The 21860-nt window shown below is 70.3% G+C and carries 19 protein-coding genes and 1 pseudogene; 19 read left to right on the top strand and 1 reads right to left on the bottom strand.

The features are described from left to right. The first annotated feature begins 44 nt into the window (after positions 1-44). From ACFY6S_RS27535 to ACFY6S_RS27525, 3 genes and pseudogenes are all read left to right on the top strand, one after another. Positions 45-1448, top strand: a complete 1404-nt coding sequence (locus tag ACFY6S_RS27535; RefSeq protein WP_388818241.1) for a salicylate synthase — start codon at positions 45-47, stop codon at positions 1446-1448. An 848-nt stretch (positions 1449-2296) separates the two neighbouring features. Beyond that, a complete protein-coding gene (locus tag ACFY6S_RS27530; protein ID WP_388818238.1) occupies positions 2297-2602 on the top strand; it encodes a hypothetical protein in 306 nt (101 codons plus the stop codon). A gap of 272 nt (positions 2603-2874) precedes the next feature. Beyond that, positions 2875-3419: pseudogene (locus ACFY6S_RS27525) on the top strand (aldo/keto reductase); the annotation flags it as partial. A 110-nt stretch (positions 3420-3529) separates the two neighbouring features. On the opposite strand, the gene ACFY6S_RS27520 reads toward ACFY6S_RS27525, so the two are convergent. Further along, positions 3530-4033, bottom strand: a complete 504-nt coding sequence (locus ACFY6S_RS27520; protein WP_388818236.1) for an NUDIX hydrolase — start codon at positions 4031-4033, stop codon at positions 3530-3532. 103 nt (positions 4034-4136) lie between these two features. Between ACFY6S_RS27520 and ACFY6S_RS27515 the strand changes: the two genes are divergently transcribed. The 16 genes from ACFY6S_RS27515 (at position 4137) to ACFY6S_RS27440 (ending at position 21848) form a co-directional block, all read left to right on the top strand. Continuing rightward, a complete protein-coding gene (locus ACFY6S_RS27515; protein ID WP_389462657.1) occupies positions 4137-4685 on the top strand; it encodes a hypothetical protein in 549 nt (182 codons plus the stop codon). A gap of 540 nt (positions 4686-5225) precedes the next feature. Next, positions 5226-6230 carry a Gfo/Idh/MocA family protein gene (locus ACFY6S_RS27510; protein WP_388818233.1) on the top strand — a complete coding sequence of 335 codons (1005 nt, stop codon included), beginning with the start codon at positions 5226-5228 and terminating at the stop codon, positions 6228-6230. A 181-nt stretch (positions 6231-6411) separates the two neighbouring features. Continuing rightward, entirely contained in the window at positions 6412-7512 is a 1101-nt protein-coding gene (locus ACFY6S_RS27505; RefSeq protein WP_388818230.1) for an inositol-3-phosphate synthase, read from the top strand. Then, positions 7509-8159, top strand: a complete 651-nt coding sequence (locus tag ACFY6S_RS27500; protein WP_388818227.1) for a DJ-1/PfpI family protein — start codon at positions 7509-7511, stop codon at positions 8157-8159. The genes ACFY6S_RS27505 and ACFY6S_RS27500 overlap by 4 nt, the downstream gene beginning before the upstream one ends. Next, positions 8152-9327 (top strand): SDR family NAD(P)-dependent oxidoreductase, encoded by a 1176-nt coding sequence (locus tag ACFY6S_RS27495; RefSeq protein WP_388818224.1) that lies wholly within the window; start codon positions 8152-8154, stop codon positions 9325-9327. The genes ACFY6S_RS27500 and ACFY6S_RS27495 overlap by 8 nt, the downstream gene beginning before the upstream one ends. Further along, positions 9324-9743 carry a RidA family protein gene (locus tag ACFY6S_RS27490; protein WP_388818221.1) on the top strand — a complete coding sequence of 140 codons (420 nt, stop codon included), beginning with the start codon at positions 9324-9326 and terminating at the stop codon, positions 9741-9743. The genes ACFY6S_RS27495 and ACFY6S_RS27490 overlap by 4 nt, the downstream gene beginning before the upstream one ends. A gap of 47 nt (positions 9744-9790) precedes the next feature. Beyond that, positions 9791-11245 (top strand): carbohydrate kinase family protein, encoded by a 1455-nt coding sequence (locus ACFY6S_RS27485; protein WP_388818216.1) that lies wholly within the window; start codon positions 9791-9793, stop codon positions 11243-11245. Then, the gene (ahcY, locus tag ACFY6S_RS27480) at positions 11242-12495 is read left to right on the top strand and encodes an adenosylhomocysteinase (RefSeq protein ID WP_388818213.1); all 1254 of its coding nucleotides are present in this window, start codon (positions 11242-11244) and stop codon (positions 12493-12495) included. The genes ACFY6S_RS27485 and ahcY overlap by 4 nt, the downstream gene beginning before the upstream one ends. A gap of 356 nt (positions 12496-12851) precedes the next feature. Next, entirely contained in the window at positions 12852-14285 is a 1434-nt protein-coding gene (locus ACFY6S_RS27475) for a hypothetical protein (RefSeq protein ID WP_388818210.1), read from the top strand. 422 nt (positions 14286-14707) lie between these two features. Beyond that, positions 14708-15526, top strand: a complete 819-nt coding sequence (locus ACFY6S_RS27470) for an S-methyl-5'-thioadenosine phosphorylase (protein ID WP_388818207.1) — start codon at positions 14708-14710, stop codon at positions 15524-15526. Then, complete coding sequence (locus ACFY6S_RS27465; protein WP_388818204.1) at positions 15523-16788, top strand: adenosylhomocysteinase; 1266 nt, start codon at positions 15523-15525, stop codon at positions 16786-16788. The genes ACFY6S_RS27470 and ACFY6S_RS27465 overlap by 4 nt, the downstream gene beginning before the upstream one ends. Continuing rightward, positions 16785-18044, top strand: coding sequence for an adenosylhomocysteinase (locus ACFY6S_RS27460; protein ID WP_388818201.1), 1260 nt, complete (start codon positions 16785-16787; stop codon positions 18042-18044). Before ACFY6S_RS27465 ends, ACFY6S_RS27460 begins: the two co-directional genes overlap by 4 nt. Further along, positions 18034-18903, top strand: a complete 870-nt coding sequence (locus ACFY6S_RS27455; RefSeq protein WP_388818198.1) for a histidine phosphatase family protein — start codon at positions 18034-18036, stop codon at positions 18901-18903. The genes ACFY6S_RS27460 and ACFY6S_RS27455 overlap by 11 nt, the downstream gene beginning before the upstream one ends. A gap of 27 nt (positions 18904-18930) precedes the next feature. Beyond that, the gene (locus tag ACFY6S_RS27450; RefSeq protein WP_388818195.1) at positions 18931-19665 is read left to right on the top strand and encodes a phosphoribosylaminoimidazolesuccinocarboxamide synthase; all 735 of its coding nucleotides are present in this window, start codon (positions 18931-18933) and stop codon (positions 19663-19665) included. Continuing rightward, positions 19646-20365 carry an SDR family NAD(P)-dependent oxidoreductase gene (locus tag ACFY6S_RS27445; RefSeq protein ID WP_388818192.1) on the top strand — a complete coding sequence of 240 codons (720 nt, stop codon included), beginning with the start codon at positions 19646-19648 and terminating at the stop codon, positions 20363-20365. Before ACFY6S_RS27450 ends, ACFY6S_RS27445 begins: the two co-directional genes overlap by 20 nt. Before the next feature lie 205 nt (positions 20366-20570). Continuing rightward, positions 20571-21848: an HAD family hydrolase gene (locus tag ACFY6S_RS27440; protein ID WP_388818189.1), complete on the top strand. Its 1278-nt coding sequence runs from the start codon at positions 20571-20573 to the stop codon at positions 21846-21848. Positions 21849-21860 lie beyond the last annotated feature (12 nt).

Genomic DNA, 21860 nt, shown 5'->3' with positions numbered 1-21860 from the left:
ATCCACCGGCCTCAGCGGCAGCGGTACGAGGAAGGCACGACACAATGAGCAACGGCCCCCGGAACACGTGGGACTCATGGGCGGACTCCGTCCCGCCGCTCGCATCCGCACACACCCTGGAAGCCGGCCACGACGCCGCGGCCACGGCGACCCGCCTCGCCCGGGCCGGCCTCGCCGAGCAGTACATGGTGTACGAGACGGAAGGCGGCGTCTGGCACTTCGCGGCCGGTTCCGCCGTCAGCCTCACCGCGCACGCCACCGGCATCACCGCGCGGGCGGCGGGACGGACATGGACCTCCCGCACCGACGGCAGGCCCTTGACGGCGTTCGCCGCGGCGCTGGACGCCCTGTCCGCGGCACACGGCCCCCACGCCGGCGGACGCCACTTCTACGGCTGGGCGGCCTTCGAACTGGCCCATCTCCTGCACGCGGACCCCGCGGCCGCCGGGGACGGACCGCTGCTGCACGCCCTGATCCCCTCCGTCGAGGTGACCCTCACAGGGAACGAGACCGTGGTCCGCGCGGTGGACGAGGAGTGGCTCCGCGAGGTCGCCGACCTGCTCGCCGAACCGGCCCCCCGACAGCCGCCGGAGCGGACGACGCCGGAGGGAGCCGAACACCTCATCGCCGCCGGCACCGCCGCCTACGGGAGTGCGGTGGCCCGAACGGTCGAGGACATCCGCGCCGGCCTCCTGGAGAAGGCCGTAGTCTCCCGGAAGGTCCCGCTGCCCGCCGGTCCGGCCGTGGACTTCCCCGCGACCTATCTCTCGGGCCGCCGGTCCAACACCCCGGCCCGCTCCTATCTGCTGGACCTCGGCGGCTACCGGGCCGCCGGATTCAGCCCGGAGACCGTCCTGGAGGTCGCGGAGAACGGCCGCGTCAGCACCCAGCCGCTCGCGGGCACCCGCGCGTACGGCCCCGACCAGGCGGAGAACGAGCGTCGACGCACGGAACTGATCAGCGACCCCAAGGAGATCCACGAGCACGCCGTCTCCGTACGCCTGGCCTGGGAGGAGATGGCGGCGGTGTGCCGTACCGGCTCGGTCGCGGTCGAGGAGTTCATGGCGGTCCGGCCACGCGGTTCGGTGCAGCATCTCGCCTCGCGGGTGACGGGCCGGCTCCGGAAGGACGGCGGACCGTGGGACGCCTTCGCCGCCCTCTTCCCCGCGATCACCGCCACCGGTGTCTCCAAACCCGCCGCGCTCCAGGCCCTGGCCCGCCATGAGGAAGGGTCCCGCGGCCTCTACGGTGGCGCGGTCTTCCGCGGCAGCACCGCGGGCGCTCTCGACGCCGCCCTCGTCCTGCGCACCCTCATCGGAGAGGGCGAGGAGACATGGCTGCGCGCGGGTGCGGGAGTCACCGCCCAGTCCCTTCCCGAACGGGAGATCGAGGAGACCTGCGAAAAGCTCCGCAGCGTCGCCCCGCACCTGCGGTTCTCAGCGGACTGACGGTGCACACGCGTTCGCGGGCTCCGCTCCGATCCCGGCGGCGGTCGGATGACGCTTCGTGCAACTGGCTTCGTCGCCGGCGCCGAAGCGGCTCCGTACGCCGGCCATGTGCTCGCTTCCACCGTCAGGGCGGCGAAGCATCGACCCGGCCGCGCGCGCAGTCGACAGGCGGCGATCACTGCCCCTGCGGGAACGATGACGCGGCGCATGCTTCTTCTCCCTGGGCCGAGGCCCCGGGGAACTCCCCCCGGGGCCCTCCGTGTCTGGTTCCGGTAGGCGATGCTGGGTGTCTCTGTCGGTGCCGGCCGCGACGACGGAGTGGCCCGTGAGGCCGGCAGCGACAGAGACACCCAGCGTCGCGAAGGAACCCGCCGCCGCCCCGCCATGCGGAGCCCCTCCACACCGATGCCGGCGAGCATCTCCCTCGCGGTCGCTTCGGCGCTCTCGGTGTCCCCTGACAAGGCGTCCCTGACCAGGCTCGCCCAGTCGCCGACACCGATGACCGCGCCGAAGCTGAGCAGCCCGTCGGGATCGATCCGGTTGACGGGGCCACCCTCGGCGTGGAGATAGGGGGTTCTTCTCCCTTCCCGACGGGTCGAGTTGGGTGAACGGCCGGCCTTTGGCGTCGCAGTAGCGGGCCTTGAGGTGGTAAAAGCCGGTAGGGTCCCGGTCGTTGCCGGCGAAGCGGGAGAGCCGGGCGACCGGTTCGGTGGACTGAGCGAGGAGGCGGACGCCTCGGGGGCTGTAGGCGTACGTGTTCACCTTGTTGCCGTCGACGTCGGCGAGCCCGATCGGTACAGATTTCAGATGATCAGATCCCTGACGCGAGCGAACCGGTGGGAATCCCCGTGGCGGCATCACTGACGTGTACGAAGACCCGTTCCCTCGAAACGGGTTCCGTCTACGCCTGGGAAACCGCAGAAGGAGATGCCGGAAACATCCTGATCGGCCTGATGGAGCCAGTCGCCCGCCCCTGCACTCCAGAGGGAACCACCCTCGGGGAGATGCTCCTGGACGGAAACGTCGGAAATGCGGAAAAATCCGATCCGGATCCGAAAGTCCGCCGCGCTTTCCTGATCGCGGCATCGGTGATCCTCCAGGAGAGGGAGCGGCAGGGATGCCTGCCTGACAAGATCCTGCGTACCTACTGGTAAGCGCCGCAACCGGTAAGTACCACGTCACCACCAGGCCCTGCTCTTTCGGAGCCCGGCCTATCGGCGTTCCACCGGGGAACGTGCTTCGGCTGGGTCGGGACGTGCTCGCGCGGCGGCCTGGACGCCTTCTTCACCCGTGAGGACCTGACCGCCTCCACGCGAACTCGGGTGGCGGTATCGGTTCCCTTGAAGGGAGTTGCCTTGCGGCGGTGGCCGCGACCCGCACCCCGTGCCGCTCGGCACCCTTGCCCTCGTGCGCACTCCACCCCCTACTGTCCGCCGGCACGGAGAGCAGGGCGCTGGGAGACAGCGGGATTCAGGTCAGTGCGCTCGGGTTCGGGTGCTGGGCCATCGGCGGTGAGTGGCAGGACGCGGACGGGCGGCCGCTCGGGTGGGGCAACGTCTTCGACGAGGACACGCACACGCGGACCGGCACGAACCCGACGGTCGGGGTACGCGCGCCGGGCACTGGTCGCGTCGTTGCGCCGACTGGATCGACGTGTGCCAACTGCACCTGGCCGACGTGCCGTTGGACTTAGTGACAGAACTGCGCACCGTGTGCGGCGAGTTCGTACGGGAGGGGCTCATCGGCGCGTACGCCTGGAGCACCGACGACCCCGAGCGCGCGGCGCTCCTCGCCGAGGGCGAGCACTGCGCGGGCCTCCAGCACGCGGGCAACGTACTGACGGACGCGCCCGAGATGCCGGCGCTGTGCGAGCGGCGCGGGCTCGCTTCCATCGTGCGCAGCCCGCTGGCCATAGGGCTGCTCACCAGCAGGCAGGGGGTCGCCGGCCGTGGCGCGGCGGGTGACATCCGGCTTCCGGAGCGTCGCCCAAGCCGAGGAGAACGCGACGGCCCTCCGCCAAGCCAGAGCACTACGTATTCCAGTTGTAATCGTGATCTTCGTGGGGTGGCCGTTGTCTGGCGTCACCAGCGGGCGACCAACGTCTCGTCTCTGCCTCGGTTGCGGTACAGCCAGGTGGTCCCGGGCGCGACATCCCCGGTCAGATAACCGACGATGGGCTCCCGCTGTGTTGCGCTGTCCAGCTCGCCGAGCAGCTTCAGGGCATCGGGCAGGGGGAAGAAAGCGGCCTGTTTGATGTCGTCGTCCTGTGGCGCGATGTCCCCCGACCACTCGTCGATCTCGAAAGCAGCGGCCAGTGCTGAAGGGTAGGGCTCGGAGTCGATGTGCATGATGAATGCGGTCCGCACCGGGTCGCCCACCAGCAGGCCGGTCTCCTCCCGTAGCTCGCGCCGGAGGGTTTCGTGCATGAGCTCGCCGTCCTTGACCCCGCCGCCGGGCAGCGACCAGAGGATCTCCCCGGCGGCGCCGAGACTCTCTCGCACGAGCAGGATCTCGTCACCTTGGCGGATGATGCCAATGACCAACTGCACCCTGGGTTTTGGGGCCTTCGAATCCTCTGCCGTCATGCCGCAGACCGTACGTGATGGCCAGCGCGCGGATAGCCCAGCCACCAACGCGATCCCCGCTGACGTCAGCGAGGCTCAGCTCCGTTCCTTTGAAGAGGTGTGAATGGAGTCAGGCAGACGAAGGACCGCCGCGGGGGCGGCGTTCGTGGGGACGCTGGGACTTTTGGTGTTGCCTGCTCCGGTAGCCCATGCGGCGGACACCGGCATCACTGTGTCGGACATCGTCATCAACAACGGCAAGCCGATCGTGGTCGGCACGTCGAAGGCGGTGGAGCCACCCCGCTCCTCCAACATCGCTCTGCCGTCCGGATACAGCACAGCCGACCCCTACCGCTACGACGCGGCGCGGGAGTACGAGACGAGGTCCCAGACCGTCCGTCTCAAGCGTGCCGCCAAGGTCACCACCGCCGACGCCACGCCGGAGCCGGTCACCAAGGGCAAGAAGACCACCGTCACGGGCAAGCTGACCCGGGCGAACTGGAGCACGAAGAAGCACAACGCCTACAGCGACCGTACGGTCAGTCTCCAGTTCCGCGCCACGGGCACCGACTCGTACAAGACGGTCAAGAAGGCCACTACCAGCAGCACCGGTGCGCTCAAAGCCCCCCGCGCTGGACGGTCATATCGGTCTGCGTCATCGCAGCCGTCCTGATCTTCGTCGGCGCTTCCGCGCACGTCACCGACCTCCTCAGCCACGGTCTGCACCCCTACGCCTGGGCACCGGGCTGGCTCAACCTCTACTGGTCGTCGCTGGCGCTCTTCGACCCGCTTGCCGCCGTGCTCCTGATCCGGGGCAACCGCCGGGGAACCGACCTCGCCTGCGTCATCATCTCGCCGCCAACTGGTACGCGGTCCACGGCATCCAGCACAGCACCCTCGCCGCCCAGCCCGGCCTTCAACGACTAGCCGTCTTCGCCGCACTCGTCCTCGGAACGGCACCGTTCACCCGGCGGCACCTCACCAATGGAGACGACGTCTCAGGTGGGTGGGGGGTGGCAATGTGGGAAGATTTTTTGGGGGAAAGGGGCTGGCCAGGGGGGTGGGGGGTTTTGATCGTTTATTTCGTTGCGGGGAGTGGTTGCGTAGCTACGGAGAACAACTTACTCTTTCGTGAAGTATTTCAAGGTCATCGATCTTGTGGGGTTGTTCCGGGCGCGCCGCGGTTGTTTTCCGGCAAGGGGAAGGGGATGCTGTGCGTTTCGCAGTCGTGGGGACGGGTTTCGGTGAGCAGCATGTCGGTTGGCTGGCGAGTGTGCCGGGTGTATCGGTGGATGTTCTGTGTTACCGGAATGATCTGTCCCGTGCGGCTCGTCTGGCGAAGCGTTTCAATATTCCGGTTGTTGATTCTGATCCGTTGTCCGTGATGCGTGGCGGGAAAATTGATGCGGTGTCGGTGGTGACGCCTCCGGAAACGCATGAGGAATTGCTGTCGGCGGGGCTGGATGCCGGGTTGACGGTGGTGTCGGACAAGCCGCTCGCGGTGGACGGGGATGCGGCGGGCCGGCTGGCGCGTGCTGCCCGTGTGGGTGGGGTGCCGGGTTTCGTGACGTTTCAGTGGCGGGCGAACCGGATGCTGCGGGAGGTGGCCAGGATGCGCCGGCAGGGGTTGTTCGGGCGTCTCCTGCAGAGTGAGCTGGTGTTCCACCATGATTTTCTGGGCCGGCCTGAAACGCCGTGGCCCTGGCGGCACAGTCGCGTGGCCGCGGGTGCCGGTACCCTCGCTGACCAGGGTGTTCATCTGTTTGATCTGTTGCGGTGGCTGGTGGGGGAGGAGTGGGGTGTGGACAGTGCCCGTTCCTCGGTGGCGTTCACGCGGCGTTCCCACCACAGCGGGAGTATCGCGGGGGAGACCGAGGACCTCGCTGATGTCCAGCTGTCCTCGGTGTCCGGGGTCCCGGCTCGTGTGTTCGTGTCGCGGGTGTCGGCGCACCGGCAGCTGCGGGTGGAACTGCACGGGACGCGGGGCAGTGTGGTGGCGGTCGCCGATCCGGGTGACGGGTCGGGCCGGCTGCAGGTCAATACGCGTGGCGCCGCGGGTCATGTCCGGGATTTCCCCGCTGATGCGATGAATGTCTACCGGCTGATTCTTTCTCCTGAGGGGCCGCCCGCGGACGCTCCGACGTTCGCCGACGGTGCCCGGGCGCAGAGCCTCCTCGACGAGGCTGTGCGGCAATTGCACAGGACCGCGCGAACGTAACGGGAAACAGCAGGACGGAGGAATGTTTTCCTCCGTTTCCCGCTCGCCGGTATGCCATCAGTACACCGTCAGTACGTCATCAGTACGCCGTCAGTGCGTCATCAGTATGTCGTCGGTATGTCATCGGGCACGTGCGTCGTCGTGGCGTGCCCCAGGGTCCTACGTGATCGGTGGTGAAGTAATGGCTGAAGACATCCGTATTGCCGTTGCCGGGGTCGGCAACAACATATCGGCGTTATTCCAGGGCGCGGAGATGTACCGGAAGCTGGGCGCCGAGGGCGTCAGCGAAAAAGATTTCCCGGGAATCAAACGTGCCCGTATCGGCGGTATCGCGGTCTGTGACCTTGCGTTTGTCGCCGCTTTTGATATCCACCCGAACAAGACAGGCCGGCCGTTCAACGAAGCGGTCCTCGCCGAACCCAACAACTACCCCCGGCTGGACGTCGACCTGCCGCAGGTCCCGGTCACCGTCCAGCCCGGGCTGCCGACCCAGGAGGACGCCGGGCCGACATCCCGAGCGTTCCGCGCCGTGGTGGACCAACTCCGTGAGAGCCGCGCCGAGGTACTCCTGTACTCCCTGCCGACCGGCCTGCAGTGGGCCGCGGACGCCTACGCCCGTGCCGCTCTGGAAGCCGGTGTCGCTTTCGTCAACTGCACACCGGAAATCGTCGCGCGTTCCCCTGAGATGATGGCCGCCTACGAGGACGCCAAGGTCCCTCTCGTCGGTGACGACCTCGCCAGCCACCTCGGTACCTCGGTCGTCCACCGCGCGCTGCTCGGTCTGCTCAGCGAACGCGGTCTGACGCTGTCCAGTTCCTACCAGCTGAACTTCGGAGGCAACGAGGACTTCCGTAACCTGCGGGAGAAGGGCGCCAGCAAGCGGCAGTCGAAGCTGAACGCGCTGGCCCAGGAAGGTGTGGACACCTCCAAGGTCGAGGTCATTCCCTCGGCCGGTTTCGTGCCGCACCTGCGTGACAACAAGGTCGCCATGCTCAACATCGAGGGTCTGGGCTGGGCCGGGACCCCGGTCTCCCTCGATCTGAAGCTGAAGGTCCAGGACTCCAGCAACGCGGCCGGAGTGATCATCGATCTGATCCGGATCGCGGCCGCCAGCTCCCGCCTGAACACCGCCGGCTTCCCGCCGGCCGCGGTCCGTGTCCTCAAGTCACCCGCCGGCGGACACACCAAATACACCGACCAGGACGTCGAGGAAGGCTTCCGCCAGCTGGACCGCCTCGCCGCGGACACTCCCGACGCGGCGCCGGAGGCATCGTCACGATGACCCGCACACCTCCTGACCCGCACACCGGCACACTGATCGCGGTGCTGGCCTACCCCGGAGTGGACGAACTCGACCTCTTCGGCGGATACGCCATCCTGGCCAAGGCCGGATCCGTCGCACACGCGGAAGGGCTCACCCCCCTCACCGCGGTGATCGCCGCCCAGGCCCCCGAGATCCGCGGCTCCGCCGGTGTGACGTTCCGGGCACAGGAGGACCTGACGGCCGTCGAACACGCCCAGGCGGTCGTCGTCCCCGGCGGCCGCGGTGCCACCGCGGCCGCCGGCGAACCACAACTGCACCAGGCCCTGCACCGGGCCGGCCAGGGCAACGCCCGCCTGTACTCGGTGTGTTCCGGCGCCCTCGTCCTCGCGGGCGCCGGACTGGCGCAGGGCCGTACCCTCGCCATCCACGCGGCGAAACACACGCAACTGACCGGACAGAGCACGGTACGGGCCGCCGGCGGACTCGTCCGCGACGGCCGCTACTGCTCGGTGGGCGGTGACCTGCGCGACTCCGTGAAATCCGTCGACCTGGCCTTCGCGCTGCTGGCGGACCTGCGGCCCGAACTCGTCGAACCGGTCTCCCGGCGCACCGAGATCACCGCCGGCCGCCGCCCCCGCCACGCCGCGGAGGCCCGCGGTGCCTGACCCCGAAGAGGACCGCCGGGTTTCTGAAGAGGACCGTCGGGTCTCTGAAGACGACGGCCGGGTTTCTGAAGGGGACCGTCGGGTTCCTGAAGACGACGGCCGGGTTTCTGAAGAGGACCGTCGGGCTCCCGAAGACGACGGCCGGGTTTCTGAAGGGGGCGGCCTGGTCTCTGAAGGGGACCGTCGGGTTCCTGAAGACGACGGCCGGGTCTCTGAAGGGGACCGCCGGGTTTCTGAAGGGGACCGCCTGGTCTCCGAAGACGACCGTCGGGTTCCTGGAGAGGACGGCCGGGTTTCTGAAGAGGACCGCCGGGTCTCCGAAGACGACCGCCGGGTTCTTGGAGAGGCGCGCCGGGTTTCTGAAGACGACGGCCGGGTTCCTGGAGAGGCGCGTCGGGTCTCAGAGGAGGACGGGCGGGTCTCTGAGGAGGGCCGCTGGGTCCTGGTCACCGGCGCCAGCCGGGGTATCGGCCGTTCCACCGCCCTGGCCCTGGCCGCGGACGGCTACCGGCCGGTGCTCTGGGCCCGCTCCGGCGACGACCTGGCCGATGCCGCACGCGAGGTACGCGCCCATGGCGTACCGGTACGCACCGCCGTCGTCGATGTCGCCGACCCGGCGGCGGTGGCACGGGCCGCCGCTGTCTCGCTGGCCGGGCTGGGCACACTGGCCGGACTCGTACTCAACGCGGGCCAGGGCGTGTGGAGCGCGCTGAGCGACCTCGAACCCGCCGTATGGGACCGTACCGTGCGCACCAACCTCGACGGCGGGTTCCACGTACTGACCGCGGTACTGCCCCGGCTCATCGCCGCTCCCGGCGCGCTCGTGGTCGGCCTGCTCTCCGACTCGGCGCTCTACCCCTTCCCGCAACGGGCGGCCTACGCGTCCTCCAAAGCCGGCCTGCGCGCTCTGCTGGAGGTCACCCGCCGTGAAGTACGGGACAAGGGGGTCCGTGTCTGCCAGGTCCTGCCCAGCCGGGTGGACACCTACTTCCACGGCGCGCACACCGACGCCGCTCCCGGCAGCCGCGAGGGCGCACTCGCGGCCGCGGACGTGGCCGCCGTCATCGCCGGGCTCTTCCGGCTTCCACCGCATGTGGAGGTCCGGGAGATCCAGATGTCCTCGCTGACCTCGACCTTCGGTCCCTTCCCGGAAAAGGCCCCCGCGTGAGCACACCGAAAACAGTCCTCGTCCCACCGTCCCACTCCAAGCCGATCGGCCGTTACTCTCCCGGCCTGTGCCTGACCCTCACCCCCGGCACACAGCTCGTCTTCTTCAGCGGCCAGGTCGCCACCGACGACCGGGGCACCGTAATGTCCCCCGGTGACGCGGGCCCCCAGGCACGGGCGGTCTTCCAGCGCATCGCACACGTACTGGCGGAGGCCGGCGGCACCCTGGCCGACCTGGTCGCCGTGACCATCCACCTCACCGACATCGCACGGGACTTCCCCGCCGTCTCGGCCGTACGCGACGAGGTCCTGGCCGTCCCCCCGCCCGCGAGCGTCCTGGTGGAGGTCTCCGCCCTGGCCGAGAAGGGCTGCGTCGTGGAGATCAGCGGCATCGCCGCGATCGGCGGCAGCACATGACCGACGCCCCACCCCCACCCGACCAGAACCATCCGGACCGCCCGGACATGGACCGCCCGAACCCGGACCGCCCGGCCAGCGGCCCGCGCCCGGCCAGCGGCCCGCGCCCGGACTGCACGGACCGCCCGCGCCCGGGCTGCTCGGACTCCCCGGACTCCCCGGACCAGGCAGGCCAGGACTTCGCGGACCGTCCGCAGTACGCGGACCCGGACTACGCGGACCCGGACCGCCCGCAGTACACGGAGCCCTCCGAGCACTCGGAGCACTGGCGTACGGCGCTGCGCCACGCCGCCGGCCGCAGCAGAGTCCTCGTCATCGGCTCACTCAACATCGACGTCATCGTGCACAGCGACCATGAACCCGAGGACGACGGTGCGGTCGTCGCACAGTCTCTGACCACCGCGCCCGGCGGTCACGCCGGGAACTGCGCGTCCGCGCTCGCCGCGCTCGGTGTACGGGTGGGGGTGGTGGCCGCGGTCGGGCGGGACGCCCAGGGCGACAGTGTCCTGGCGGACCTGCGTGCACGCCGTGTCGATGTCTCCGCCGTGCACCGTCATCCCGACGCCCCCACCGGCCAGGTGGTCATCCCGGTCTTCCGTGACAAGCACTACATGCTCATGCACCGGGGTGCCAACGATCTGCTGACCGCCGCGGCGGTACGGGAGGCGCTCGCCGCGCCCCTCGACGCGGTGGTCCTGTTCGACCCGAGCCGTGAGGCACTGCGCGAAACGGCGGCCACGCTCGCGCGCCGGCCGGTGAGGCCGCTGCTGTGCTGGTGTCCGGGCGGTGTGTACAGCGCGGACGAGATCACGGCCGAGATCGCGCCTCTGTGTGACATCCTCCTGCTCAACCGCGACGAGCACCGTCATCTCAGCCGCTCGGCCGGGGCTGGGGTTCTGCGCCGGTCCTCCTGCCAGGTGGTGACGACCCTCGGTGCTCAGGGGGCGTTGCTGCGCAGTGGCGACCGTCAGTGGCATGTGCCCGCTCAGCCGGTCCAGGTCCGGGATCCGACCGGCGCGGGTGACGCGTTCGCCGCGGCTTATCTGCTGGCGGCCCTGGCCGGTCTGCCGCCGGGCCGGCGGCTGCGCAGCGGCAATCTGGCCGGCGCGCTGGCCGTCGGTGCCGTCGGTGCCCGGGCCCGGCAGGCCACCCTGCCCGACCTGCTCGCCGCCCCGCCCCCGCCCGACAATGCTGCCGCCCCCGCGACAGCGGCCGCACCGGACGCGGCGGCGGGCGGCCCGGACGCGGCAGTTGCCGGCCCGGACGTGACCGCGGCGACGGCCACTCCCGCCACGGCGGCCACTCCCGGCACGGCGGCCACTCCCGGCACGGCGGCTACCTCTGACACGACGGCGGTCACCTCCGACACGGCGGCCATTTCCGGCACCGCGGCTACCTCTGACACGGAGGTCACTTCCGGCACGGCGGCTGCTTCCGGCACGGCGGCCGGGCCCGCGACAGCCGCACCGGATCAACGCACAAACAGGATGGAGTTCACATGAGTATGGTTCGTGACCTTTCCCTCGCCGACGCGGGAAAACTGAAGGTCGAGTTCGCCGGACGCCGTATGCCGGTACTCTCCGCGCTGACCGAACGCTTCGGCGAGTCCAAGCCTTTCGTCGGCCAGCGGATCGCGGCATGCCTCCACGTCACCACGGAGACGGCGAACATGTGCCGCGCTCTCGTCGCCGGCGGCGCCGAACTGGCCCTGTGCGCCTCCAACCCGCTCTCCACCAAGGACGACGTCGCCGCGACCATCCAACGCGACATCGGCGCCGAGGTCTTCGCCGTCTACGGATGCGACCGCGACACCTTCTACCAGCAGGTACAAGGCGTACTCGACCTGCGGCCCACCCTCGTGATCGACGACGGAGCGGACCTGACCACCACCATCCACAACGACCACCCCCACCTCCTCGACGACATCATCGGAGGCACCGAGGTCACCTCGACCGGCGTCCTGCGCATCCGCAACATGGCCGCCGACGGAGCACTGCGCTACCCGGTCCTGCCCACCAACGACGCCGCCACCAAGCACCTGTTCGACAACCGTTACGGTACGGGCCAGAACACCATCGACGGCATCCTGCGCGCGACGAACATGCTGCTCGCCGGGTCGGTGGTCGTGGTCGCCGGCTACGGCTGGTGCGGACGCGGGGTTGCGATGCGGGCACGCGGCATGGGCGCGAACGTCGTGGTGACCGAGGTCGACCCGATCCGGGCCCTGGAGGCCAAACTCGACGGCCTGAGCGTCATGGCCATGGACCGCGCGGCCCGGATCGGTGACATCTTCGTCACCGTCACCGGCAACCGGGACGCCGTCACGCTGGCCCACATGGACCAGATGAAGGACGGCGCGGTGGTATGCAACTCCGGCCACTTCGACGTGGAGATCGACGTCGCCGGCCTGCGCACACACGCCACCGCACGACGCGAACTGCGCCCCAACTGCGTCGAATACACGCTGCCCTCGGGCCGCGGTGTGATCCTGCTCGCCGAAGGCCGCCTCATCGGCCAGTCCGCCGCCGAGGCACACCCCGCCGAGGTGATGGACATGACCTTCGCCACCCAGGCCCTCGCCGTCCAGTACCTGATCGAACACAACGCACAGCTGGAGCCCGGAATCGTAGAGATCCCGCGTTCCATCGAGAACGACGTCGCAACCGCCAAACTCCGCGCCTACGGCGTCGAGATCGACCAGCTGAGCACGGGCCAGCAGCAGTACCTCACGGACTGGCGCGTGGGGACATGACAGGAACGCCGCCGGACCCGGCCGGCCCGGACAGCGCGCACCCGCCGCAGGAGACGGCCGGACACGGCACGAACCGGTGACCACCACCGCACCGGCACCGGACGCAGCCGGCCGCGTCCGGCATGAACGGCGGCCGGCCGGCACCGGACGCAAGCGGCCCCGGCCCGGCCCGCATGAACGAACAGCGGACGGCCAGTGACGGACGCCGCCCGCATGAACGAACAGCGGGCGGCCAGTGACAGGCGCCGCCGGCCTGAACGAACGACGGGCGGCCAGTGACGGACACAGGCGGCGGCTGCGGCTGACAGGAACGGCGGGCGACCAGTGACGGACACGACAGGAACGGCGGGCGACCAGTGACGGATGCGACCTCCACCAAGTCCAGTGCAGACGGCTGGCGCGGCGTCATCGGCGACACCTTCACCCCCGCCTACGCCGCGCTCGTGACCCACTGCGTCATGCGGGCCCTCGCACCCGCCCAGGCGACAGGAACCGTACTGGTGACCCACGACGGCCGCCGCGACGGCCGGCGCTGCGCCGCCGCGGTCGTGGCCGCCGCCACCGACGCCGGAGCACACCGCGTACGCCTCGTACCGCACCTGCCCACCCCGATCGCCTCGGCGGCACTGCGCCGGGGCCGGGCCGACGTGGCGTTCCTCGTCACGGCCAGCCACAACTCCGGCCGCCACAACGGCATCAAAGTGAAAGTGCCACCGGGCCGCTCCCTGCCCGCCGCACTCGAACACCACGCAGAGCAACTCCTCGCGCGCACCGGCCCCGTGCCGGTGGGACCATGCGCCGAGCCGCCCGACCACGACGCCGCGACCCGGTGGACGGGCGACCACATCACCGCCGTCCTGGACCGCCTGCCCGCTGCCGCCGGCTCCCGCCGCACCGTCGTGGTGGACGGCGTGGGCGGCATCGCGGGCCGGCCCATGGCCCGGCTGTGCGAACACCTCGGCTGGCGCGTCCACCTGCTCGGCGCCACCCCCGACCCCGACTTCGGCGGCCTGACACCCGACCCGACCCTCGCCCTCACCCGCCGGCGCGCCCAGGACGCCGTCCGCGAGACCACCGCCGACCTCGGCATCGTGCTCGACGGCGACGGCGACCGGATCTTCGTCATCGACGAACGCGGACGCACCGTCCAGCCGCACGAACTGCTCGCGCTGCTCCTGCGGGCCCGCGGCGCACTGCGGCGCGGGAACCCCGAGGGCGGCATCGCCGTGACCGTCGCCACCGGCACGGCCGTCCGCACGGTCGCCCGCCGCCAGGGGCGCGCCGTGCGCGAGACGCCGATCGGTTTCAAGTTCCTCTCCCCGCTGCTGGCCGACGGCCACGCCGACATGGCCGGCGGCAGCGTGGGCGACCTGGCCTTCGCCGACCACGGCATCGACCGTGACCCGTTCACCGCGGTGGCACTGCTGGCCGAACTCCTGCACACCACCGCCCGCCCCCTCGGCGTCCTCCTCGACGAACTCGGCGAGGAGATCGGCCGCCACCAGTGGTTCGAATCCCGTGTCCCGGCCGCCGTGCTCGCGCAGGACACGGACTTCCTGCGCACCGCCGGCACCACAGCCCTCGCCCACGCCGGCCTGGCCGGGGCACGCCCCGCGACGACCGACATCGACGGCGTGAAGTTCTGGCTCGACGACGACCAGTGGATGCTCCTGCGCCGCTCCACCACCGAAGCCGGTGTCCGGATCTACGGCGAAGTGCGCTCCACCCCGCACAGCGCACACCGGATCGACCAGCTCCTCACCCGCGTCCGAGACCTGCTCGCCCCCTGACCACCCACCCGCACCACACCGCACCCGCCCGCACCACACCGCACCCACCCGCACCACACCGCACCCGCCCGTACACACCCGGACCGCAAGCCCGCACCAGGACCGCACGGCCCGCACCACACGGCACCGCCCCGCACCGCGCCCGTCCGTACCGCACAGCGCAAGCCCGTACGTCCGTAGAGCCGTACCGCACAGCGCAAGCCCGTACGTCCGTAAAGCCGCACCGCACCCGTACGACCGCACCGCGCACACCCGCACCGCGCAAGCCGTACACCCGCACCGCACCGCGCAATCCGTACGACCGCACCCGTACCACCCGCACCCACCCGCACCCACCCGCACCCACCCGCACCAGCCCGTACCAGCCCGTACCCGTACGCCGGCCCGCCCCCCCGGGCCGGTACCTCACACCCGGAGGCACCATGTCCGCACCCGGAACGCAAGCCCCGATCGCCCTCATCGGAGGCACCGGCTTCTACCGCTTCCTCGACAGCGGAAACGAAATAATCCTCGACACCCCCTACGGCAAACCCAGCGGGCCGATCACCATCGCCACCGTCGAAGGCCGCGACATCGCCTTCCTGCCCCGCCACGGCCGTAACCACGACTACCTCCCCTCCGACCTGCCCTACCAGGCCAACCTGTGGGCCCTGCGCCAGCTCGGCGTCCGCCAGGTCATCGCCTTCAACACCGTCGGCAGCCTCCAACGCACCTACCGCAAAGGCGACTTCGTACTCGCCGACCAGTTCGTCGACCGGACCCGGCGACGCAAGGACACCTTCTTCGCCGGCGACCAGGCCGCCCACATCAGCTCCGCCACACCGTACTGCGACCGCATGCGGCACCTGTCCGCCCAAGCCCTCAAGGACACCGACGCGACCGTCCACCCCAACGGCACCGTCGTCGTGATCGAAGGCCCCAGGTTCTCCACCACCGCGGAAAGCCGCTGGTTCAGCAACCAGGGCTGGCACCTGGTCAACATGACCCAGTACCCCGAGGTCGTCCTCGCCCGCGAACTCGAACTCTGCTACATGAACCTGTCCTACATCACCGACTACGACGTCGCCGCCGCCGAGGTCGCCGGCGACACCGAGGCCGAAAAAGTGTCACACGCCGGGGTCCTGGCCGCCTTCAGCGCGGACTCCGAACGCGTCAACGACATGGTCCGCCGCATCGTCGGCGCCCTGCCCACCGACTTCGACTGCCCCTGCCGCCACGCCCTGACGGACGCCCGCACATGAGCTGGCTCGTGAGCACACCCGACGACGAACTCGTCCGGCGCGGCCGGGCCGCGCTGGCCCTGGCCCGCGACCAGATGCCCGTCCTGGAAGGCATCCGGCAGGAAGCCGCCGCCGACCGGCCCCTGGCCGGCCACCGCCTGGCCGGATCCGTCCACCTGACCAAGGAAACCGGCGTCCTGGTGCAACTGCTCACAGCAGCGGGCGCCCAGGTCGCCTGGACCGGCGGCGACGAAGTCTCCACCCAGGACGACATCGCCGCCGCACTGAGCGCCGAAGGCGTCCAGATCTACGGCCGGCGCCACATGAGCACCCCCCAGGTACACGAAGCGGCCACCGAAACCTTCCACGCCTTCCCCGACGGCCCCACCCTCATCCTCGACAACGGCGCCCGCCTCATCGACATGGCCGCCGCCTCACTGGACCGGCTCCCGCACCTGCGCGGCGCCACCGAGAAAACCTCCGAAGGCTCCCGCCACATCCGCGAACTGGCCACCACCACCGCCTTCCCCTTCCCCGTCGTCTCGGTCAACGACGTCGTCACCAAATGGGAAGTCGACAACACCTACGGCACCGGACAGTCCACCCTCGACGGCATCCTGCGCGCCACCGGCGCCTTCCTCGCCGGGAAACGCTTCGTGGTCTGCGGATACGGCCACGTCGGCCGCGGCGTCGCCCTGCGCGCCCGCGGCATGGGCGCACGAGTCGTCGTCGTATGCCGCTCCGCGCAAACCGCCGTACGGGCCCACGTGGCCGGCTTCCAGGTCCAGCCCCTGCACCAGGCCGCCCGCCACGCCGACATCATCTGCACCGCCACCGGCCACCCCGACATCCTCACCGCACCCCACCTGGACCTCCTGCCCAGCGGCGCCATGCTCTGCAACACCGGACACTCCACCACCGAGATCAACCTGGCACACCTGGCCGCCCGCACCCGCTCGGTGACACAGATACGCCCCCACGTCCAGCGCCACCACCTGCACGACGGCCGCCACCTCGACCTGCTGTCCGGCGGCGGCCTGGTCAACCTCGACGCCGCCGAGGGCAACCCGAGCGAAGTCATGGACGTCACCTTCGCCAACCAGGCCCTGGTCACCCTCGACCTCGCCCGCCACCCCGACCGCTACCCGCCCGGCGTCCAGGACGTCCACGCCGCCCAGGACGAAGAGGTCGCCCGCCGCAAACTGGCCGCCATGGGCGTGCGGTTCGACGCCCTCCCGGCACCCGCCACCGGCGGCGGCACGCGAGAGGAACAGCCCGCATGACACCCGACCCGACCACCACCCACCTCGCCCAGGCCACCGAACAGATGGCCGTCCTCGCCCGCATCCGCGAAGACCACCACGTCACCCAGCCCCTCGCCGGCCAGCGACTCGCCCTGTGCGGACACATCACCGCGGAAACCGCCGTACAGGTCGAAACCCTCACCGCACTGGGCGCCGACACCGCCTGGTGCGCCTCCAGCACCAGCACCACCGACGACCGGATCGCCGCCCTCATGCGCGGCAGAGGCATACCGGTCACCGGCACCCGCGGCATGAGCGAGGCGGACCTGCACGCCGGCGTCGAGGAAACACTGCGGACCTGGCCCCAGGGCCCCACCATGGTCCTCGACGAGGGCGCCCTGCTCATCACCGCACTCCACACCACCCAGGCACACCTGCCGGCCCCCGTCCTCGCCACCGAGAAAACCCCCGACGGCCTCGCCGAGCTGCACCGCCTCACCCGCCACACCCCGCTGCGCTTCCCCGTCATCAAGAGCGACGAATCATTCGGCAAGGACGTCATCGACAACCCGCACGGCACAGCCCAGTCCCTGATCGAGACCATCATGGCCGCCGCCGGGCGCATGCTGGCCGGGAAGGTCTTCGTCGTGGCCGGCTACGGACGGGTCGGCTCCGGCGTCGCGGCCAAAGCACGCGGTCTGGGCGCCCGCGTCATCGTCACCGAAGTACGGCCCACCCGCGCGCTGATCGCCACCCTCGACGGATTCGAGGTACTGCCGATGAACGAGGCCGCCCGGATCGGCGACCTCTTCTGCACCGTCACCGGCACCCCCGGCGTACTGCGCGAACACCACTTCGCGCTCCTGAAGAACGGCGCCGTCCTCGCCAACGGAGGCCACCTGCCGCACGAGATCGACCTCGCCGCCCTCGACCGGACCGCCCGGGAACGCACCCCGGCCGCCCACCCCGGATCAGAGGTCCTCACCTTCGCCGACGGCCGCCGCGTCTACCTGATCGGCGGGGGAAACATCGCCAACCTGGCCGCCGGACGCGGCAACGTCAGCGAAGTCATGGACGTCACCTTCGCCAGCCAGGTCCTCGCCCTGTGCCTGTCCGTCAAGGAAGCCCCCTCCTGGCCGGCCGGGCTGCGCGAACTGCCCGAGGAATGCGACCAGTACGTGGCGGCCGCACTGGCCCGGACCATGGGCATCCACCTCGACCTCGACCCCGCCGGCGCCCCCGCTCCCGCGCCCTCCGCCGGCGCCCAGCCGAACCGGGACCACCATGCCCACTGACCACCCCACCCCCGACCCGGCCTCCGGCCCCGGCCCAGCCTCCGTCACCGGCCCAGCCTCCGGCCCCGGCCCCGGCTCAGCCTCGGGCTCAGCCCCCGCCCCCGGTTCAGCCCCCGGTCTCCCCGGCCTCGTCCCCGGCCTCGTCCCCGCCCCCACCTCAGCCTCGGGCCCCGGCTCCGGTGTGTGCCGGCTGGTACTCATCCGCCACGGCCAGACACCCTGCACCGCGACCGGCCGGTTCTGCGGCACCCACGAAGCACAACTGACCCCCGTCGGCGAGGAGATGGCCCGGGCAGCCGGCACCCACCACGCCCTCCACGGCATCGAAACCGTCATCACCAGCCCCGCCGCCCGCGCCCGCCGCACCGCCCAGGCCGTGGCCACGGCACACCGCACCCCCACCGTCGTCGACGACCGCCTGCGAGAACTCCGCTTCGGCACCTGGGAAAACCTCCTGCCCCGCGAAGTCCCCGTCCCCGCCGAACACCAACGCTGGGAACACAACCCCGCCTACCACTCACCCCCCGGCGGCGAAACCGGCCTCGAAGTAATGGCCCGCGCCGTAGCAGCCGTCCGCGACGCCACCCACCAGCACACCGCCGTCGCCGTCGTCACCCACAAAGCCCCCATCCGCCTGATACTCGCCTTCTTCCTCGGCATCCCGCCCGCCCGCTACCGCGACATCGCCGGCATCACCGTCGCATCGGTCTCCTGGCTGACCATCACCCCGCACACCACCACCCTCCACGGACTGGGCGACGTATCACACCTGCCCGCCCCCTGGCGCCGCGACCCGGACCGCACCCCCGCCCACACACCCCACACCCCCCACACCCACTGGCAAGCACTGCCCCACTGACACCCCCTCGGAAGGACAACCCCGGACATGACCCCCCGCACCACACCCCAGCCCGGCACCGCCCTCAAGACGAACCCGCCCGACATCGAAGGACGCAGCAAACGCCTGTGGCTCCTCGACGACGGAACATGCGTCGTCGAACTGATCCCCAGCCTCCGCAGCTTCACCCACCAACGCGACGAAATCTTCCACGAAACCGGCCGCCAACGCCTCGACTTCTACGAACTGGCCGCCGAACGCCTCAAACAGGCCGGAGTGCGCACCGCCTACCGCGAACGCATCGACGACATCACCTACCGGGCGGACTACATCCCCGCCCCGCCCTTCGAAGTCATCGTCAAAAACATCGCCACCGGCTCAACCACCCGCAAGTACCCAGGACTGTTCCCCGAAGGACACCGCTTCCAACCACCCGTCGTCAAATACGACTTCCGCATCGACCCCGAGGACCAGCCCATCGCCGAGGACTACCTGCGCGCCCACGGCGTCCCCGTCGAACGCTTCCACGACACCGCCCTGCGCTGCAACACCGCACTGACCCAATGGCTCACCCCCCTCGACCTCTGGGACTTCTGCCTCGTCCTGGGCACCACACCCGACCAGACCCCCGTGATCATCTCGGAAATCTCCCCCGACTGCATGCGCCTGCGCGACGAAAACGGCCGGCCACTCGACAAAGACCTCTTCCGCGCCGGCGCCGACGAAAACGACCTCGTCACCCAATGGGAGGTGCTGCTGAACCATGCACGCACCCAGCGATGACCCCACCACACACCCCCAGCCACCCGTAGCCATCGTCACCGGCGGCAACCGCGGCACCGGACGCGCCATCACCACCGAACTCACCCACGCCGGCATGGAAGTCTGGCAACTCAACCGCAACGCCTCCGGCGACCCCAGAGACATCACCTGCGACCTCTCCCAACCCGCCGACCTCCACACCGCCGTCCAGCACATACTCACCCGCACCGGACGCCTCGACGCACTGATCACCAACGCCGTCGACCGCTACTACGCCCCCATCGCCGAACTCGACCTCGACCGCTGGACCACCGCACTCACCGTCAACCTCACCTCCACCATCGCCCTCATCCAGCAGACACTGCCCATGCTGCGCCGCTCCCGCGGCACGATCGTCCTGATGGGAAGCCACGCCGGCAGCCGCTTCTTCGAAGGCGGCCTGCCCTACTGCGCCCCCAAGGCCGCCCTCAAAGCCCTCAGCGAGATACTCCTGCTGGAAGAACGGCCGCACGGCGTACGCACCTCCCTGGTCAGCCCCGGCGCGATCGCCAACGAAGACGGCGACACCTCACCACTGAAGATCACCACCGGCTCCGTCGCCCGGGTGGTCCGCGACCTCATCACCAACCCCTCCGACATCGCCGTCGCCGAAATAGAACTACGGCCGGCGGCACTCGGCCCACCGGCGGTCACCGGCCTGGACCGCCTGCAATCCGTCTGACCGCACCAGCCGAACAGCACACCACCCCTGCCGGCGGCCCCCGCACAACAACAGAAGAAGCAACAGCAGCAGAAGAAGCGACAGCAGAAGAAGCGACAGCAGAAGAAGCAACAGCAGAAGAAGCAGCAACAGCAGAAGAGACGACAACGGAAGAAGCGACAGCAGAAGAAGGAACAGCAGAAGAAGGAAGAAGGAGGAGGAGCAGATGACCGGCCACACCCACACCGAGCAAACCGCCGAGCCCGCACACCCGCCCACCCCACCGCACGACACCCACGTCCACACCCACTGGGACCCCCGCTCCGCCGCCGCCCGCCTCCACTGGGACCCACCACCGGCCGGACACCGCCGCCGCGTCGAATTCACCGGCCGGGCCATGCTCTCCTTCACCGGCGACCAACTCTGCGCCGTCGACCTCTTCGACTCACCCGACACCCTCGCCCGCACCCACGCCGACCACCCCGCCGCCCGCGGCATCCCCCTCTTCGACTGCGGCTGGCTGTGGCTGCCCCTGCACACCGGGCCCCCCACGAAACGACTGACCGGCCACGCCCGGATCGAAGCCGTACTGGCCGACCGGACACTGACCGAACTGCACGTGCGCGCACACCCGCTCTGGACCCGCGCACACCCCCCATGGCGCTCCGCCACCCACGACCCCGCCACCGCACTGGCCGCGGTGCAACTGGTCGCCATGGACCTGGACGGAACCCTCCTCGACTCCGCCGGCACCATACCCGCACGAGTCCGGACAGCCCTCCACACCGCACAACACCACGGAATCGCGGCCGCCTTCGTCACCGGCCGTCCCCTGGCCGACACCCTGACCCTGCTGCGCGAAGCCGGCCTGCACGGCTACGTGGCCGCCAGCAACGGCGCCGTCGTACAGGACGAGAACGGCCGCCTGCTGCACCGCCGGGCCATCGACGGCGACCGCGCCGCCACGGTCCGCCGCACCATGCGCGACCGGTTCCCCCACGCCGTGCTCGGCGCCGTCGACGAGAACCGGCTCTTCCTCGACCCCGGATTCCCCGCCGACCTCGCCCACGAATGGAACAACCGGCTGTGCGCCGGCACGGCCTGCGACGCCCTCGCCTCCGGACAGATCCTCAAAATCCTCTTGGCCCACCCCACCTCGACCGCCGAGGAACTGGCCCCGGCGGTCTCCGCCGCGCTCGGCGAGCAGTACCTCGTGACGTACTCCACCCAGCGCTTCCTGGAGATATCCGACGCCCGGGCCACAAAAGGCCGGGCCGTCACCGCCATCGCCGCCGCCGCCGGACTGCCCCTCACCGCCGTCGCCGTCGTCGGGGACATGCCCAACGACCTGCCGATGATGGCCCTGCCCACCGTGGCGGCCGCCGTCGGCAACGCACACCCGCGCGTCCTGGACGCCGCCGACATCATCGTCCCCGGCAACGACCACCACGGCGTGGCGGACCTGCTGGAAGCGGTGACCGCCACCCGCCGGAAGACCGCCTGACCAGAAAGAAAA

The organism is Streptomyces sp. NPDC012835 (assembly GCF_042900885.1).
In the GTDB taxonomy this organism is placed as follows: Bacteria; Actinomycetota; Actinomycetes; order Streptomycetales; family Streptomycetaceae; genus Streptomyces.
This window is presented reverse-complemented; position numbering and strand designations above follow the sequence as displayed.

What these genes read in the sequence shown, in the direction of transcription:
- ACFY6S_RS27535 (WP_388818241.1), top strand. Translation starts at nt 45, where the DNA reads ATGAGCAACGGCCCCCGGAACACGTGGGACTCATGGGCGGACTCCGTC.
- ACFY6S_RS27520 (WP_388818236.1), bottom strand. Translation starts at nt 4,033, where the DNA reads ATGACGGCAGAGGATTCGAAGGCCCCAAAACCCAGGGTGCAGTTGGTC.
- ACFY6S_RS27515 (WP_389462657.1), top strand. Translation starts at nt 4,137, where the DNA reads ATGGAGTCAGGCAGACGAAGGACCGCCGCGGGGGCGGCGTTCGTGGGG.
- ACFY6S_RS27505 (WP_388818230.1), top strand. Translation starts at nt 6,412, where the DNA reads ATGGCTGAAGACATCCGTATTGCCGTTGCCGGGGTCGGCAACAACATA.
- ACFY6S_RS27500 (WP_388818227.1), top strand. Translation starts at nt 7,509, where the DNA reads ATGACCCGCACACCTCCTGACCCGCACACCGGCACACTGATCGCGGTG.
- ACFY6S_RS27485 (WP_388818216.1), top strand. Translation starts at nt 9,791, where the DNA reads ATGGACCGCCCGAACCCGGACCGCCCGGCCAGCGGCCCGCGCCCGGCC.
- ahcY (WP_388818213.1), top strand. Translation starts at nt 11,242, where the DNA reads ATGAGTATGGTTCGTGACCTTTCCCTCGCCGACGCGGGAAAACTGAAG.
- ACFY6S_RS27470 (WP_388818207.1), top strand. Translation starts at nt 14,708, where the DNA reads ATGTCCGCACCCGGAACGCAAGCCCCGATCGCCCTCATCGGAGGCACC.
- ACFY6S_RS27465 (WP_388818204.1), top strand. Translation starts at nt 15,523, where the DNA reads ATGAGCTGGCTCGTGAGCACACCCGACGACGAACTCGTCCGGCGCGGC.
- ACFY6S_RS27460 (WP_388818201.1), top strand. Translation starts at nt 16,785, where the DNA reads ATGACACCCGACCCGACCACCACCCACCTCGCCCAGGCCACCGAACAG.
- ACFY6S_RS27455 (WP_388818198.1), top strand. Translation starts at nt 18,034, where the DNA reads ATGCCCACTGACCACCCCACCCCCGACCCGGCCTCCGGCCCCGGCCCA.
- ACFY6S_RS27450 (WP_388818195.1), top strand. Translation starts at nt 18,931, where the DNA reads ATGACCCCCCGCACCACACCCCAGCCCGGCACCGCCCTCAAGACGAAC.
- ACFY6S_RS27445 (WP_388818192.1), top strand. Translation starts at nt 19,646, where the DNA reads ATGCACGCACCCAGCGATGACCCCACCACACACCCCCAGCCACCCGTA.
- ACFY6S_RS27440 (WP_388818189.1), top strand. Translation starts at nt 20,571, where the DNA reads ATGACCGGCCACACCCACACCGAGCAAACCGCCGAGCCCGCACACCCG.